Origin of the sequence: Corynebacterium sp. HMSC036E10 (assembly GCF_001836265.1) — a bacterium.
Classification (GTDB): Bacteria; Actinomycetota; Actinomycetes; order Mycobacteriales; family Mycobacteriaceae; genus Corynebacterium; species Corynebacterium coyleae.
Window position 1 is genome coordinate 12,390 of record NZ_KV827938.1, and the last position, 14,191, is coordinate 26,580.

General features: G+C 63.0%; 11 protein-coding genes. 3 read left to right on the plus strand and 8 right to left on the minus strand.

The features are described 5' to 3' along the window. Positions 1-95: 95 nt before the first annotated feature. The 4 genes from HMPREF2736_RS01195 to prpD form a co-directional block, all read right to left on the minus strand. On the minus strand, positions 96-3,524 hold the full coding sequence (locus tag HMPREF2736_RS01195; protein ID WP_070422834.1) for a pyruvate carboxylase: 3,429 nt from the start codon (positions 3,522-3,524) through the stop codon (positions 96-98). Positions 3,525-3,698: 174 nt separating this feature from the next. Next, the gene (locus HMPREF2736_RS01200; protein WP_070422833.1) at positions 3,699-4,844 is read right to left on the minus strand and encodes a bifunctional 2-methylcitrate synthase/citrate synthase; all 1,146 of its coding nucleotides are present in this window, start codon (positions 4,842-4,844) and stop codon (positions 3,699-3,701) included. A 42-nt stretch (positions 4,845-4,886) separates the two neighbouring features. Continuing rightward, positions 4,887-5,810 carry a methylisocitrate lyase gene (prpB, locus tag HMPREF2736_RS01205; RefSeq protein ID WP_070422832.1) on the minus strand — a complete coding sequence of 308 codons (924 nt, stop codon included), beginning with the start codon at positions 5,808-5,810 and terminating at the stop codon, positions 4,887-4,889. Beyond that, a complete protein-coding gene (prpD, locus tag HMPREF2736_RS01210) occupies positions 5,810-7,321 on the minus strand; it encodes a 2-methylcitrate dehydratase PrpD (protein ID WP_070828715.1) in 1,512 nt (503 codons plus the stop codon). Before prpD ends, prpB begins: the two co-directional genes overlap by 1 nt. Positions 7,322-7,487: 166 nt before the next feature. Here prpD and HMPREF2736_RS01215 point away from each other — a divergent pair, with 166 nt between their 5' ends. Then, positions 7,488-8,765 (plus strand): helix-turn-helix domain-containing protein, encoded by a 1,278-nt coding sequence (locus tag HMPREF2736_RS01215; protein ID WP_070422830.1) that lies wholly within the window; start codon positions 7,488-7,490, stop codon positions 8,763-8,765. Here the strand turns inward: HMPREF2736_RS01215 and HMPREF2736_RS01220 are convergent. The 4 genes from HMPREF2736_RS01220 to upp form a co-directional block, all read right to left on the minus strand. Further along, entirely contained in the window at positions 8,743-10,149 is a 1,407-nt protein-coding gene (locus HMPREF2736_RS01220) for an NAD(P)H-quinone dehydrogenase (RefSeq protein WP_070422829.1), read from the minus strand. The genes HMPREF2736_RS01215 and HMPREF2736_RS01220 overlap by 23 nt on opposite strands. 48 nt (positions 10,150-10,197) lie before the next feature. After that, positions 10,198-11,400: an amidohydrolase gene (locus tag HMPREF2736_RS01225; RefSeq protein WP_224213032.1), complete on the minus strand. Its 1,203-nt coding sequence runs from the start codon at positions 11,398-11,400 to the stop codon at positions 10,198-10,200. Positions 11,401-11,462: 62 nt separating this feature from the next. Continuing rightward, positions 11,463-11,951 (minus strand): helix-turn-helix domain-containing protein, encoded by a 489-nt coding sequence (locus HMPREF2736_RS01230; protein ID WP_070482389.1) that lies wholly within the window; start codon positions 11,949-11,951, stop codon positions 11,463-11,465. A 155-nt stretch (positions 11,952-12,106) separates the two neighbouring features. Further along, complete coding sequence (upp, locus tag HMPREF2736_RS01235) at positions 12,107-12,742, minus strand: uracil phosphoribosyltransferase (protein ID WP_070422880.1); 636 nt, start codon at positions 12,740-12,742, stop codon at positions 12,107-12,109. A 74-nt stretch (positions 12,743-12,816) separates the two neighbouring features. On the opposite strand from upp, the gene HMPREF2736_RS01240 reads away from it, so the two are divergent. Both HMPREF2736_RS01240 and HMPREF2736_RS11850 read left to right on the plus strand, forming a co-directional pair. Next, a complete protein-coding gene (locus HMPREF2736_RS01240) occupies positions 12,817-13,098 on the plus strand; it encodes a hypothetical protein (protein ID WP_070828716.1) in 282 nt (93 codons plus the stop codon). Continuing rightward, a complete protein-coding gene (locus HMPREF2736_RS11850; protein ID WP_246822026.1) occupies positions 13,095-14,189 on the plus strand; it encodes a C40 family peptidase in 1,095 nt (364 codons plus the stop codon). Before HMPREF2736_RS01240 ends, HMPREF2736_RS11850 begins: the two co-directional genes overlap by 4 nt. The last annotated feature ends 2 nt before the right edge of the window (positions 14,190-14,191 follow it).

Consider the following 14,191-nt stretch of genomic DNA (forward strand, 5'->3'; position numbering starts at 1 on the left):
CATCATTGTGCCGAGACGCCCAGCCGCCAAAACGCCGAAAGCGCCGGCACTCCGGGTGGAGGTCGGCGCTTTGGACGTCGTCAGGCGAAAAGCTCTTAAGCGATAACCACCACGAGGTCGCCGCCTTCCACCTTGGTCGGCTTGGTCAGCGCAATGCGCTCGATCACGCCCGACTTCGGTGCGGAGATCGCGGCCTCCATCTTCATAGCCTCGATGGTTGCGACCGGGTCGCCTTCCTTGACCTCGTCGCCTTCCTTCACCGTGACGGTGACGGCACCAGCGAACGGTGCGGCAACGTGGCCCGGGTTGGACGCGTCGGCCTTCTCCACCTCGGCAACGGTGGACTCGACGTTCTCGTCGCGGACGGCAACCGGGCGGACCTGGCCATTGACGGTCAGGATGACCTGGCGCATGCCCTTCTCATCCGGCTCGCCGACAGCGTCGAGGCTGACCACCAGCGGCGGACGGTTTTCGTCGATCTCGCCGTAGTAGATCATGGTCTCCACGCCCTCCTCAAGGCCGTAGAAGAAGGTCTTGTCACCCAACTGGTCGGTGATGCCGTAGGTGCGCAGGTGCTCCTGGTACTCGGCGTACTGCTTCGGGAACAGCAGCTGATCCAGCGCCGCACGACGCACACTGTGGTCGTCGGACTGCAGATCCGGCTCGAGCTCCGCCGGCACCTGGACGGTGTGGTCGACCTCGGAGCGGTTCTCCAGTGCCTTGTCGCGCAGCAGCGGCCAGCCACCCGGAGGGGTACCCAGCTCGCCCTGCAGGAAGCCGATGACAGATTCCGGAATGTCGTACTTGCGCGGGTTCTCTGCGAACTCCTGCGGGCTGACACCCTGGCCGACGAGCTGCAGGGCCAGGTCGCCAACCACCTTGGAGGACGGGGTGACCTTCGTCGGGCGACCGAGGATCTCGTTCACGCCTGCGTAGTAGTCCTCGATGAGCTCGAAGCGATCCTCCAGACCAAGAGCCTTCGCCTGGGTGCGCAGGTTGGAGAGCTGACCGCCCGGGATTTCGTGCTTGTACACGCGGCCGGTCGGGCCCGGAATGCCGGACTCGAACGGTGCGTACACCTGGCGCACGGCCTCCCAGTACGGCTCCATGTCGAAGACGGCCTGCAGGTCGATGCCGGTATCGCGCTCGGTGTTCTCAAACGCCGCGACGAGGGCGGACATCGACGGCTGGGAGGTGGTGCCTGCCAGCGGAGCGGAAGCGACGTCGACAATGTCGGCACCCGCATTCGCTGCGGCGAGGTAGGTCGCCAGCTGGCCACCCGCAGTGTCATGGGTGTGGACGTGGACCGGCAGGTCGAAGCGCTCACGCAGCGCGGTGACCAGCTTGGCTGCTGCTGCCGGACGCATCAGGCCAGCCATGTCCTTGATCGCCAGGACGTGGGCGCCTGCCTCGACGATTTCCTCGGCGAGGTTGAGGTAGTAGTCCAGCGTGTACAGGTCCTCGTTCGGGTCCACCAGGTTGCCGGAGTACGCCATGGCCACCTCGGCGACGGTGGTGTTGGTCTCCAGCACGGCGTCGATAGCCGGGCGCATCTGGGACACGTCATTGAGCGCGTCGAAGATACGGAAGATATCGATGCCGGAGGAAGCGGCCTCGCGGACGAACGCCTTGGTCACCTTGTCCGGGTACGGGGTGTAACCGACGGTATTGCGGCCACGCAGCAGCATCTGGATGTTGACGTTCGGCATTGCCTCGCGCAGCTCGTCGAGACGCATCCACGGCGACTCGTGGAGGAAGCGCATGCCCACGTCGAAGGTGGCGCCGCCCCATGCCTCAACGGAGGCCAGCTCTGGGGTCAGGTGGCCCACATGCTTCGCTGCCGCGACCAGGGTGTTGGTGCGGATGCGGGTTGCCAGCAGGGACTGGTGGGCATCGCGGAACGTGGTCTCGGTGACGCCAAGTGCGGTCTGCTTGCGGATCTTCTCAGCCCACTTTGTCGGGCCGAGCTCAAGCAGGTCGTCGCGGGAACCACGCGGCAGATCGCCGTACTTGGATTCCGGCAGCTTCTTCGACGGCTGAATGTTCGTCGGGCGAGCACCGTTTGGCTGGTTCACCGTAACGGATGCCAGGTAATCGAGGATCTTGCCGGCATCGTCAGCCGCGGCCGGAGCCTCGAGCAGGTGCGGGTGGTCCGCGATGAAGCCGGTGTTGATGCGCTCGTTGCGGAACTCGTCCTCGCTGAGCAGGGCGCGCAGGAAGCCGATGTTCGTGGACAGGCCCGTAATGGAGAACTCGTTCAGGGCGCGCAGGGCACGGTCGACGGCGACCTGGAAGTTGCGGCCACGGCAGGTCATCTTGACCAGCAGGGAGTCGAAGTTCGGGGTGATGGTGGTACCGACGGCCACGGAGCCGTCGAGACGCACGCCTGCACCACCCGGGGAGCGGTAGCCGGTGACTACGCCGGAGTCCGGTCGGAAGCCGTTGGCCGGGTCCTCGGTGGTGATGCGGCACTGCAGGGCTGCGCCGTTGACCTCGATGAGGTCCTGGGTGAGGTGGATGTCCTCCAGCTTCGCGCCGGCGGCGATGTACATCTGGTTCTTTACGATGTCGATGCCGGTGACTTCCTCGGTCACCGTGTGCTCGACCTGCACGCGCGGGTTCATCTCGATGAAGACGTGGTTGCCGGACTCGTCGACAAGGAACTCGACCGTACCTGCGCCCTCGTAGTTGATTTCCTTACAGAACGCCACAGCGTCGGCACAGATCTTCTGGCGCTGCTCTTCCGTGATGTGCTGCGCCGGAGCGATCTCAACAACCTTCTGGTGGCGGCGCTGCACGGAGCAGTCACGCTCAAACAGGTGCACCACGTTGCCGTAAGAGTCAGCCATGATCTGCACCTCAATGTGCTGCGGGCGGATCACGGCGCGCTCGATGTAGACGTTCGGGTCACCGAAGGCTGCCTCAGCCTCGCGGGATGCCTCGGCTGCGAGACGCTCAACGTCCTCGATCTTCTCAATGAAACGCATGCCGCGTCCGCCGCCACCGGCGACAGCCTTCACAAACACCGGGAACTCGAAGTCCTTGGCAAACTCTGCCAGCTGCTTCGGGTCGGACGACGGCTCAGAGTCCTTCAGCACCGGCAGGCCGGCACGCTCAGCGGCCTGGACAGCGGCGGACTTGTCGCCCGTCAGGTCCAGCGTCTCCGGGGTCGGGCCGATGAACTTAATGCCGTTGTCGCGGCAGGCACGAGCCAGGTCAGCACGCTCGGAGAGGAAGCCGTAGCCCGGGTAGACGGCATCTGCGCCAGTTTGCTTCGCGGCACGGATGATTTCGTCGATGTTCAGGTACGCCTTGACCGGCTGGCCGGCCTCGCCGATCTGGACTGCCTCGTCCGCGAACGGACGGTGGAACGAGTTACGGTCCTCGCGGGGGTAGACCGCGACGGTCTTCGCGCCAGTTTCAAAGGCTGCACGGAAGGCACGAACGGCGATCTCACCGCGGTTAGCTACCAGGATTTTCTTGAATGCTGGCAGGTCATTAAGCGGGAGGTTATCCGGGTTCATTTGGTTCCTTTCCTCAAGGAAAGATCGAAGTCATACTGCAACGGGTAGTTTAGTACAGGTCACACTTTTCTTGGGTCGTTTTCGCCAACGAATGTGACACGTTTGCACCCTAACGCGGGGGTGCAAAAACGCGGGCGCCGCGTTGCGACGACCCGCGTTTCGGGGGTGATCCGCTTACGCCTTGACGTGGCGCTCCTCCGGGCCGTTGTAGGCCGAGAGTGGACGGATCAGGGAGTTGTTCTCAAACTGCTCGATGATGTGAGCGGTCCAGCCGGTAATGCGGGACATCACGAACAGCGGGGTGAAGAACTCGATGTCGAAGCCCAGGATGTAGTAGGCCGGGCCGGACGGGAAGTCCAGGTTCGGACGGATCTTGATCGAGGTGTTGTCGTGCATGGTTTTGGCCATGATGTCGTACATCTCGACCCACTTCTGAGCGTCCTTCTCCGGATGCTCCGCAGCGAGCTTCTTAAAGGCGGCTTCCATCGTCGGCACGCGCGAGTCGCCCTTCTTGTACACGCGGTGGCCGAAGCCCATGACGAGCTCCTTGTTCTTGAGCTTGTCCAGGCACCACTGCTCTGCCTTGGCCGGGTCGCCGATTTCGGTCATGTGGTGCATGACGAACTCGTTGGCGCCACCGTGCAGCGGGCCCTTCAGGGCACCGATTGCGCCGGTGATTGCGGACCAGCCGTCGGACATCGTCGAGGCAATCGTGCGGGCCGTGAAGGTGGAGGCGTTGAAGGAGTGCTCGGCGTAGAGGATCATCGTCTTCTCAAACGCCTCGATGTCGGACGGGATGTTGGCCGGGGACTTCTCATCGTCACCGAAAACCATCCAGAGGAAGTTTTCGGAGAAGCCCTTCTCCTTGCTCGGGGCGATGTACTCCTTGCCCTGGCGGCGACGGATGTCGGTTGCGACAATCGTCGGCAGCTTGGCCAGCAGCTTGCGGCCGATGCCACGCAGGTGATCGGAATCCGGGGTGAACTTCTCCGGATCCTCTGCACCCAGGTAGGACACTGCGGTACGCAGCACGTCCATCGGGTGGCAGTCCTTCGGCATGAAGTTGATGATCTGGATCAGTTCTTCATCGATGTCGCGGTTTTCCATGCAGCCACCGCGGAACTCTGCAAACTGCTCCTCGGTCGGCAGTTCACCGTTCCACAGCAGGTATGCCACTTCCTCGAAGGTGCAATGCTCTGCCAGTTCCTGGACCGGGTAGCCGCGGTACAGCAGCGAGTTGGTCTCCGGGTTGACCTTGGACACTGCGGTGTAGTCAGCGACAACGCCGTTGAGGCCCTTACGAATTTCCTGCTCAGTCATGATGATTCACTCCTTCTTGGTGGTGGTGTTGGTGGTGGCGGTCTACTGCTCAAAGGTGGAGCTGTAGGTGTCTTTCGAGTAGGTGAAGACGGATTGGTCGAACTGGTTGTATTCGTCGTAACGCACCAGTTCGTAGAGGCGCGCGCGGTGCTGCATCTTGTCCAGCCACGGCACCTGGGTGCCGGTTTCTGCGATGTCGCGCAGCATTGCTTCGGTCTGGCCCATGGCGATGCGGAAGGTGGTCACCGGCCAGATCACGGCGTTGTAGCCGAGGTTTTCCAGCTGCTGGGCGCTGAGCAGGTCGGTCTTGCCAAACTCGGTCATGTTGGCCAGAAGCGGCGTGTCCACGGCGGCGCGGAACTTGGCAAAGTCTTCCTCCGAGTACAGCGCTTCGGTGAAGATGAGGTCCGCACCCGCGTCGGCGTATGCCTTCGCACGCTCGATGGCCTCGTCGATGCCTTCGATGCCGGCGGCGTCGGTGCGGGCACAGATGACGAAGTCGTCGTCCTGGCGCTCGCGCACCGCTGCGGTGATGCGGCGGATCATCAGGTCACGCGGCACAACTTCCTTGCCGTCGAGGTGGCCGCAGCGCTTCGGGTTGACCTGGTCTTCCAGGTGGAGGCCAGCCAGGCCTGCCGCTTCAAACTCGGCGACGGTGCGGGCTGCGGACATCGGCTCGCCGAAGCCGGTGTCGGCGTCGATGAGCACCGGCAGATTGGTGGCGCGGGCGATCTGGCCGCCGCGGTTTGCAACCTCGGAAAGCGTGGTCAGGCCGATGTCTGGCAGGCCCAGGTCGTTGGCTACCACGGCGCCGGAGACGTACACGCCGGAGAAGGATCCGATGTCCTCGATCAGGCGCGCGGTCAGCGGGTTGAAGGCGCCGGGCAGGGTGGTGATTTTTTCGTCGACAAGCGATGCTCGCAGTGCTTTGCGACGCTCGTTCGGGGTTGTGTCAGGCTTGAACATTAGAAGATGCCTCCCGGGATCTCCTCTGCAGCGGCGCGGGTTGCGTCGTTGACGCGGATGTTAAGTTCGGTCAGGTCAGTGAGGTTTTCCAGATCCTGCACGGCGGCGAGGAAGCGGTCCTGCTCGTCCTTATCGACGATGCCCTCAGCCAGGGTGCGGAACTTCTGGATGTAGTTCTCACGCTCGAACGGACGAGCACCGTACGGGTGGGCGTCGGCGACAGCCATCTCGTCCTCGATGACGGTGCCGTCGTTGAAGGTGATGACAGCCTTGGCGCCGAATGCCTTCTCGTCCGGATCCTGCGAGTGGTAGCGACGGGTCCACTCCGGGTCCTCCACCGTGGACACCTTGTGCCACAGCTCGACGGTCTCCGGACGGTTTGCGCGCTCCGGGGTGTAGGAGTCGACGTGGTGCCAGCCGCCGTCCTCAAGGGCGACAGCGAACATGTACATGATCGAGTGGTCCAGAGTCTCGCGGGATGCCTTCGGATCCATCTTCTGCGGGTCGTTCGCGCCGGTGCCGATGACGTAGTGGGTGTGGTGCGAGGTGTGCAGCACGATGGACTCGATCTCGGCGGTGGTCTTGCCAGCGTCTGCGATGGTCTGCTTCATGCGACGAGCCAGGTCAATCGGAGCCTGCGCCTGGTACTCGGCGGAGTGTTCCTTGGTGTAGGTGTCCAGGATCGCGCGCTTCGGCTCACCATCTGCCGGCAGCGGCACGGTGTAGGTGCGCTCCGGGGAGTGCAGCATCCATGCAATGAAGCCGTCTTCGCCTTCCCAGATCGGGGCCGGTGCGCCCTCGCCGCGCATGGCGCGGTCCACCGCTTCGATGGCCATCTTGCCGGCGAATGCCGGGGCGGATGCCTTCCAGGAGGAGATCAGGCCCTTGCGGGACTGGCGGGTTGCGGTGGTGGTGTGCAGTGCCTGGCCGATTGCCTGGTAGATGGTGTCCACGTCCAGGTTGAGCATGGTGCCGATGCCAGCTGCGGCCGAGGGGCCGAGGTGTGCAACGTGGTCGATCTTCCACTCGTGCAGGCAGATGCCCTTGACTAGGTTGACCTGGATTTCGTAGCCGGTGGCGATGCCGCGGATCAGCGCCTTGCCGTCGAGGCCCTTGTGCTGTGCAACAGCGAGGATCGGCGGGATGTTGTCGCCCGGGGGGGAGTATTCGGCTGCCAGGAAGGTGTCGTGGAAGTCGAGCTCGCGCACGGCGGTGCCGTTTGCGAAAGCGACCCATTCTGCGGAGTAGGTGCCGTCTTCGCCGAAGACGAGTGCGCCCTTGTTGTCTGCCGGGTGTGCCTTGGCCATTTCGCGGGCGACGGCGACCGGGCGGCGGTTGTAGGAGGCAACAGCGACAGAAGCGTTGTCGATGATGCGGTTGATAATCATTTCGCGGGTGTCTTCCGGTACCTCAACCGGGTCGGCCGCGACCTTGGCAATCTTGTAGGCCAGATGCTCTTCAATCGGGAAGTCTTCTGCGGACTTGTGGGTACGTACCTCGTGTTGGATCATTCTTCGGCTCCTTCTGGCAATCGAGATGATGATGCACCTCATATTAGGAGCGAAAGTGTGTTGCGCATCATAGTGGAAGTTGCGTATTCTTGCGTCCTGAAACTGGCAGACTTGCAAAGTGTTGCAAATCACCAGGCCAAGCGGCTGAGAAGGAGCAAAATCAACGATGGCAAAGCTGTACGCGGGGGGTCAGATCCGCACACTGCGCACCGCTCGCAACCTCACTCAAGCCGATGCGGCGGTCCTCGTCGGTATCTCGCCGAGCTATCTCAACCAGTTGGAAAACGATCAGCGCCCTCTCACGGCGACGGTGTTGTTGCAGTTAACGTCCGCCTTCGGGGTGGATGCTTCCTTCTTCTCCGGCGACGCCGAACGCGAAACCGCAGCCGCCCTTTCGGAACTGCTCCCCGGCATCGCGCAGCACGAGCTGGAGGAATTCGCCCGCCACTTCCCTACCCTTGCGGAGCGTGTCCGAACCATCCCCGAGCGCCTCAACGAGCAAGCCCCCAACCCCTACGAGTACGCACGCAGCTTTTTCCAGGAACACAGCAACTACTTCCACTCCCTGGATTCAGCGGCCGAAACGCTTGCGGAGCATCTTGGTGGCCGCCAGTTGCGCCTGACCCGTCTTGCGTCGGTCCTCGACCGCGACTTCGGCTACACCGTGCGCTTCAACCAGCCTGTGGAGTCGGGTCGCTCCGACATCGACACCACCACCCGCGAGATCCGCCTGCGCTCCGGCTTGAGCGAAGCGCAACAGTGCTTCGAGCTGTCCTACCGCTACAGCAATCTCGCCCACGGCGACGTGATGTCAGAGCTCATTGCGCGTATCGACGACACCCCGGCCCGCAACGTCACCACCCACGGCTTAGCCCAGTACTTCGCGGCTGCCGTCACCATGCCGTACACGGAGATCCTGCAGGCTGCCCACGAGACGCGCTACGACATCGACGTTATTTCGGCCCGCTTCGGCACCGGATTCGAATCCACCTGCCAACGCCTCGGCACACTGCAGCGCCCCGGCGCGCAGGCTGTGCCGTTTGTATTTATGCGCACCGACCGCGCAGGAAATGTGTCCAAGCGCCAGGCCACCACGTCGTTCCGCTTCGCCGTCTCCGGCGATACCTGCCCGCTATGGGTGGTGCACCGTGCGTTTGAAACCCCAAACCGTGTGACCAGGCAGGTCTCCACCACCCCGGACGGGCGCACACAGATGTGGGTTGCGCGCATGGTGCAGGGTCCCGCCGTGGGCTTTGGTCAGCCCCGGCGCGAGCACGCCGTAGCGCTTGGCTGCGACGCCGCATACGCACCCCAACTGGTGTACGCCGACGGCCTTGATCTGGCCCCGGCGTCAGCTACCCCGATTGGTCCGGGGTGCGCGACGTGTCCGCGCACCCGCTGCCCCCAACGTGCGTTTCCGGCTAGTCCAGATCCGACTTTGTAATCAGGCGGCGCGCCGCCTCGGTAATCGAACCTGACAGCGACGGGTACACCGCCATCGAGTTAGCCAGCTGGGTGACGGTGAGGCTGTTGGTTACCGCGATGGTCAGCGACAAGATCAGCTCGGATGCCGTCGGCGCCACGATTACGCCACCGATGACCTGGCCGGAGCCCTTGCGGGCGAAGATCTTCACAAATCCGTACTGCAGGGAACGCATCTTGGCGCGCGGGTTCGTCGACAAGGGCAGCTTGTAGATGTCTGCCTCAACCTTGCCGTCGCGGATCTCCTGCTCCGTGACACCCACGGCAGCGATCTCCGGGCGGGTGAACACGGCGTTGCCAACCGTCTTCAGGCGGATCGGGCTGACACCGTCGCCCATCGCGTGGTCAACGGCAGTGCGGCCCTGCTGCGCCGCGACCGACGCCAGCGGCATGAGGTCCGTGCAGTCGCCCGCAGCGTAAATGCCGGCGATGTTAGTGCGCGAGACGCGGTCCACATGAATGTGGCCGGACGGGGTGGTCTCCACCTTTGCGGCCTCGAGGTTCAAATCTGCCGTATTCGGAACAGAACCGATGGACATCATCACGTGCGAACCCTCAATGGCGCGGCCATCAGTGGTGTGCACGACCACAGCGTCACCCGTGTTTTCCACACGCTCCACACGCGCGTCCTTCTCCAACTGCACGCCGCGATCCGCCAGGACCTTCTCCAAGACATCGGCGGCGTCGGCGTCGTCGTGAGGCAAAATGCGATCGCGGGAAGCAACCATGGTCACCTTCACGCCCAGCTCCGCAAACGCAGAGACAAACTCCGCACCAGTCACGCCAGAACCAACCACAATGAGGTGGGTCGGCAGCTCCTGCAGGTCATACATCTGACGCCAGTTCAGGATGCGCTCGCCGTCCGGCTCCGCCCCCTTGAGCACACGCGGGCTCGCACCCGTGCACACAAGCACCATGTCGCAGCTGACGTGCTCAGTCTCACCAGACTCGGTGACAATCTCAATGTCATGCGTAGTGTGACCGACCTGCTTATCAGAGAAGCGCGCACGCCCCTTGACCAGGCGCACGCCCTTGCGCTCAAGCTGCTCGCGGATGTCACTGGACTGCTCCGCCGCCAACTGCTTCACACGCTCATTCAGCGCCAGCAGCGACAGCTTCGCGTCACCCAACGTGTGGTTGAGCCCCATATCGTCCGCGCGGCGCAAGTCCGTCTTAATGTTCGCGCCCGCAATGAAGCTTTTCGACGGCACAACGTCCTTACGGATCGCCGAGCCGCCAGCCCCAGAATCTTCCACCAACGTGATGTCTGCGCCGCGTTTCGACGCGAGCAGCGCGGCCTCGTATCCGCCGGGGCCTCCACCCATGATGACGATCTTCTTGGACAAAACGGCTCTCCTCAAAGTTTCAGACTTGACGTGACAGGTTAAACAACGTCACAGTCTACCCGGAGCCGAAGAAACCTCACCCACCCGGAAGTACTGCTCCACAATCGCACCGAACAAACGAACCCCAACCCCAATCGCCCGCTCATCAACATTCAGGTTCCCCTGGTGCAGATCCTGTGGCTCACCCTCACCGTTCCACGCACCCAAGCGCATCATCGCGCCGGGCACGTGCTCGAGGTACCACGAAAAGTCCTCCCCACCGCTGGATTGCGGGGCGGAGACAACGCTGTGCGGGTCCACGGACCGGGCGGCTTGGACGGCCAGGGCGGTGGCGGCGTCGTCGTTAAGCACGGGCGGCACACCGCGGATGTAATCCAGGTGGTACGTGCAACCGGTCGGCGCAACGACAAGGTCAATGAGGTCCGTAATCAAGTCCTCAATCTCACGCCACGTCGTAATATCCGCCGTGCGCAACGTGCCTTCCAAAACACCCACTTTCGGAATCGCATTCGCCGCATCACCCGCATTGACGTGGCCAAACACCAGCACAGTGCCTGTGCGCGGATCCACCCGGCGCGACAATAACGCCGGCAACTGAGTAATCAGCGCACCGATTGCGTACACCACATCGGCGGTCAACTGCGGGCGCGACGTATGTCCGCCGGGGCCCTGGACCTCGATACGAATCACGTCAGACGCCGAGGTGATCGCACCGGTGCGCACGCCGATCTCCCCAACACGGATATGCGGCTCGGCATGCACCGCATAAATCGCGGAAACATTTTCCAACCCGCCCCACTTGACCACGTCCAGCGCGCCGCCGCCCATAACTTCTTCCGCAGGCTGGAAGATCACGCGAACACCCTGCTCAAGCTCGATCGTGGACAACGCACACGCAAGGCCCAGAGCAACCGTCGTATGCACATCATGGCCACACGAGTGCGACACGCCCGGGTTCACCGACGCGAACGGCAAACCGGTTTGCTCCGGCACACGCAGCGCATCGATGTCTGCGCGAAATGCCAAACGCTTGCCTTCGGTAGGACCAAGGTCCACATACAACCCGGTGCCCGGGAAGCGCACCGGCTTCAGACCATGTTCCTCCAGTACGTTGACCAAAAACTCGGTAGTTTCCACTTCCTCGTTGGATAGCTCCGGGTGTGAGTGAATGTGCCGACGCCACCCCACGACCTTGTCCTGGTTTTGATCAAACCAAGCCGCCACGGCTGTAGCGATTCCGGCGTTACTCACGCGTCCTCCCTTAAGGTCGTCCTGTACAGCGGGTACAAGCAAGTGCATATGTTGCACAGAGTCTACGCCGGGGTCGTCGCCACGCTAGAAGCGCACTGCTTTTTCGGTACTGCGTTTTCAGTGCAGTGCTGAATCTGTTCAGCAACGCTAAACACTGGTGTTCCCCTCGGTGCGCCGGGTTGAAGATAGGCGGTGGAAAACCGGGCAGTGTCGTACGGACTGCGGGGCCACTGGAACATGATCGCCTCCACTTTGGCGTCAGGGCCTTGGAGCACGTAGGCATCGTCGACATCATCAAGACTGCCCGGCAACAGCATCGCAGGTGGCACGTGCAGCGCACGAGCGATGCGGTAGAGAGTGCTTAAGGTTGGGTCGGCAGCCCGCTCGTTGTAGTCGTTGCGCTCAATGTTGGACACAAGCGAGCGCGACACTCCAGCGAGTTCCGCAAGGCGCGTTTGGCTCAACCCCCGCATGATGCGCAGCGCGCGAATACGTTCTCCCAAGCCCAGCGCGTAGCTGGCCCAGTGCGAGTCCGGTAGCAATTCCCCCATGACAGCTCTCCCCCTGGCTGTGTCGTTGTGCTGTTGTGCTGTTGTGCCGTTGTGCTCACAATGTAGCGCAGCGCAAGTGTGCACGCCACGGTTATTTTCGGTTCCGTGGCGCGTAGACCTTGCGCTGCGCTTGTACTGTGCGCGCGTTATGCGCGTTAGAGGTCGATGTTGCGCGGACCGTAGAGACGATCACCGGCATCGCCCAAGCCAGGCACGATGTAGGCGTCCTCGTTCAGCGACGGATCGATCGTCGCGGTAACCAGGCGGACAGGCCCGCCGTGAGCCTTGAGCGCATCCACGCCCGGCTGTGCACTGACCATGCAGATGCAGGTGATGTCGTCCGCACCGCGGCCAACAAGCAGATCGATGGCGTGGATGAGCGAGCCGCCGGTTGCCAGCATCGGGTCCACCAGGAACACAGGCTGTCCAGACAGATCGTCGGGCAGTGCTTCGAGGTACGGCACCGGTTCGTGGGTCTTCTCGTCGCGAGCCAAGCCGATGAAGCCCACCTGGGCGTCCGGGATCATCGACAGTGCTGGGTCGATCATGCCCAGACCGGCTCGGATGATCGGGACGATGATCGGCGGGGTGGCCAGCCGCGTGCCTTGAGCGACCGCAACTGGGGTTTCGGTGTCGAACTGCTCGACTTTCAAATCACGCGCCGCCTCGTAGATCAGCATTGCGCCGAGGTCGGCCAACGCCGCACGAAAAGCTGCGTTGTCGCTGCGCTTGTCGCGCATGATGGTCAGCCGCGAAGCAGCCAGCGGGTGGTTAATAACCGTGATGTCCATGCCGCCCATGCTAATTCACCAAAGTTTTTTCGCCTACGAGGGAACCGAGGCGGGGTTTTCACCGTCCAATGTGCATGACCGTCTTTCAATTTGATTCCGCATCCGTGTTTTCCATGACCGATTCTCTACGCAACGACGCAGCATCCCTGCGGCCCCTCAACCAGGTACCCGTGCCCGATGTGTGGCCACTCGGCCAGTTCCGCCACGCGGTGTCCACCGCTATTGAGCAGGCGAATAGCGACGCCACGCTGCTTCGCGACGAAGCCCGGCGCATCGCCGCAACCATGGACCTCACCGTTGACGCTGCGTGCGCCGTCGATACCGCCACCTGCCACAAGTTTGGAGCGACACTATGAACCCCACCCTTAGCACCATGCTCGACGCGCTTTCCTCGCTCGGCGGGCCGCCATCAGTGACAAACAACCGCCACCTGAACTTCTCGTTAGATATCGGTACTGCTGCGGCACAGATTTTGTCCATGGCAGACATCATCGATTTTCCGACCCTTCCGGGCTATCGCATGCCGGACTTCAAGGACTTCGGTCCGCTCGCACAGGTTGCTAACGCGAGCGGGGAAACCAGGCTGCAGGCTGCATCTGACCTGGCGGCCTACCGTGCAGATATCAGTGACGCAGTCCTGCGCGGGTCAGTCCGCGCTTCGGCCGCGGTCGCCGAGCTTGTCTCTATTGCAATTGGTCTCATGCGCAACGCCGCGGCAGCGCCCGCGCTTGCGGCGACACCAATCGGCCCAATTGGTGCAGCGGCGTTTGTCGCGGCACAAGTCTGTCAGGCGCTCGATGCTGCGATGGCGGCTTTGCAGAGCTTGGAGAAGGACCTGGGCGCCCTTGCGACGAAACTGGGGGCGTCGACCGCTGCGGCGGCCGCCCGTGTCATGCCGGGTCCGGGCGCGCTCGGTGAGGCAGCGAACGCAGAGTTGCAGCGCCTATCGGCCTCGGTGCCATCATCCCCGCGCCAGCTTGTGGCCGCGGCGCTGCCGACTGCACCGAAACCCGCAGCCACGGTCCCCGCGCCTGCTCCGCCTGAGGTCACGCCGATGTCTGCTCCTCCACCGGAGCCCACGCCAGCACCGGCACAGGGTGGCTCCCCGGTGGGCGCAGCCGCAGTGGCTGCAGCAAAAAGCCAACTCGGCACGCCATACGTGTGGGGCGGATCAAGCCCAGGTGGCTTCGACTGCTCAGGCCTGACATCGTGGGCCTACAGCCAGGCAGGGATGGAGATTCCTCGCGTTGCGGCCGACCAGGCGGTTGGCAGGCAGGTGTCCTACGAGGAACTGCAGCCGGGCGACCTTGTGCTCTGGTCGGGCCACGCCGCAATGTACGCAGGCGACGGCATGATGATTGAGGCCGGCGACCCGGTACAGATGAACCCAGTGCGCACCGAGAACATCGGAATGCCGTTCTACGGGTTCTGGCGGCCAACCGGTTAATC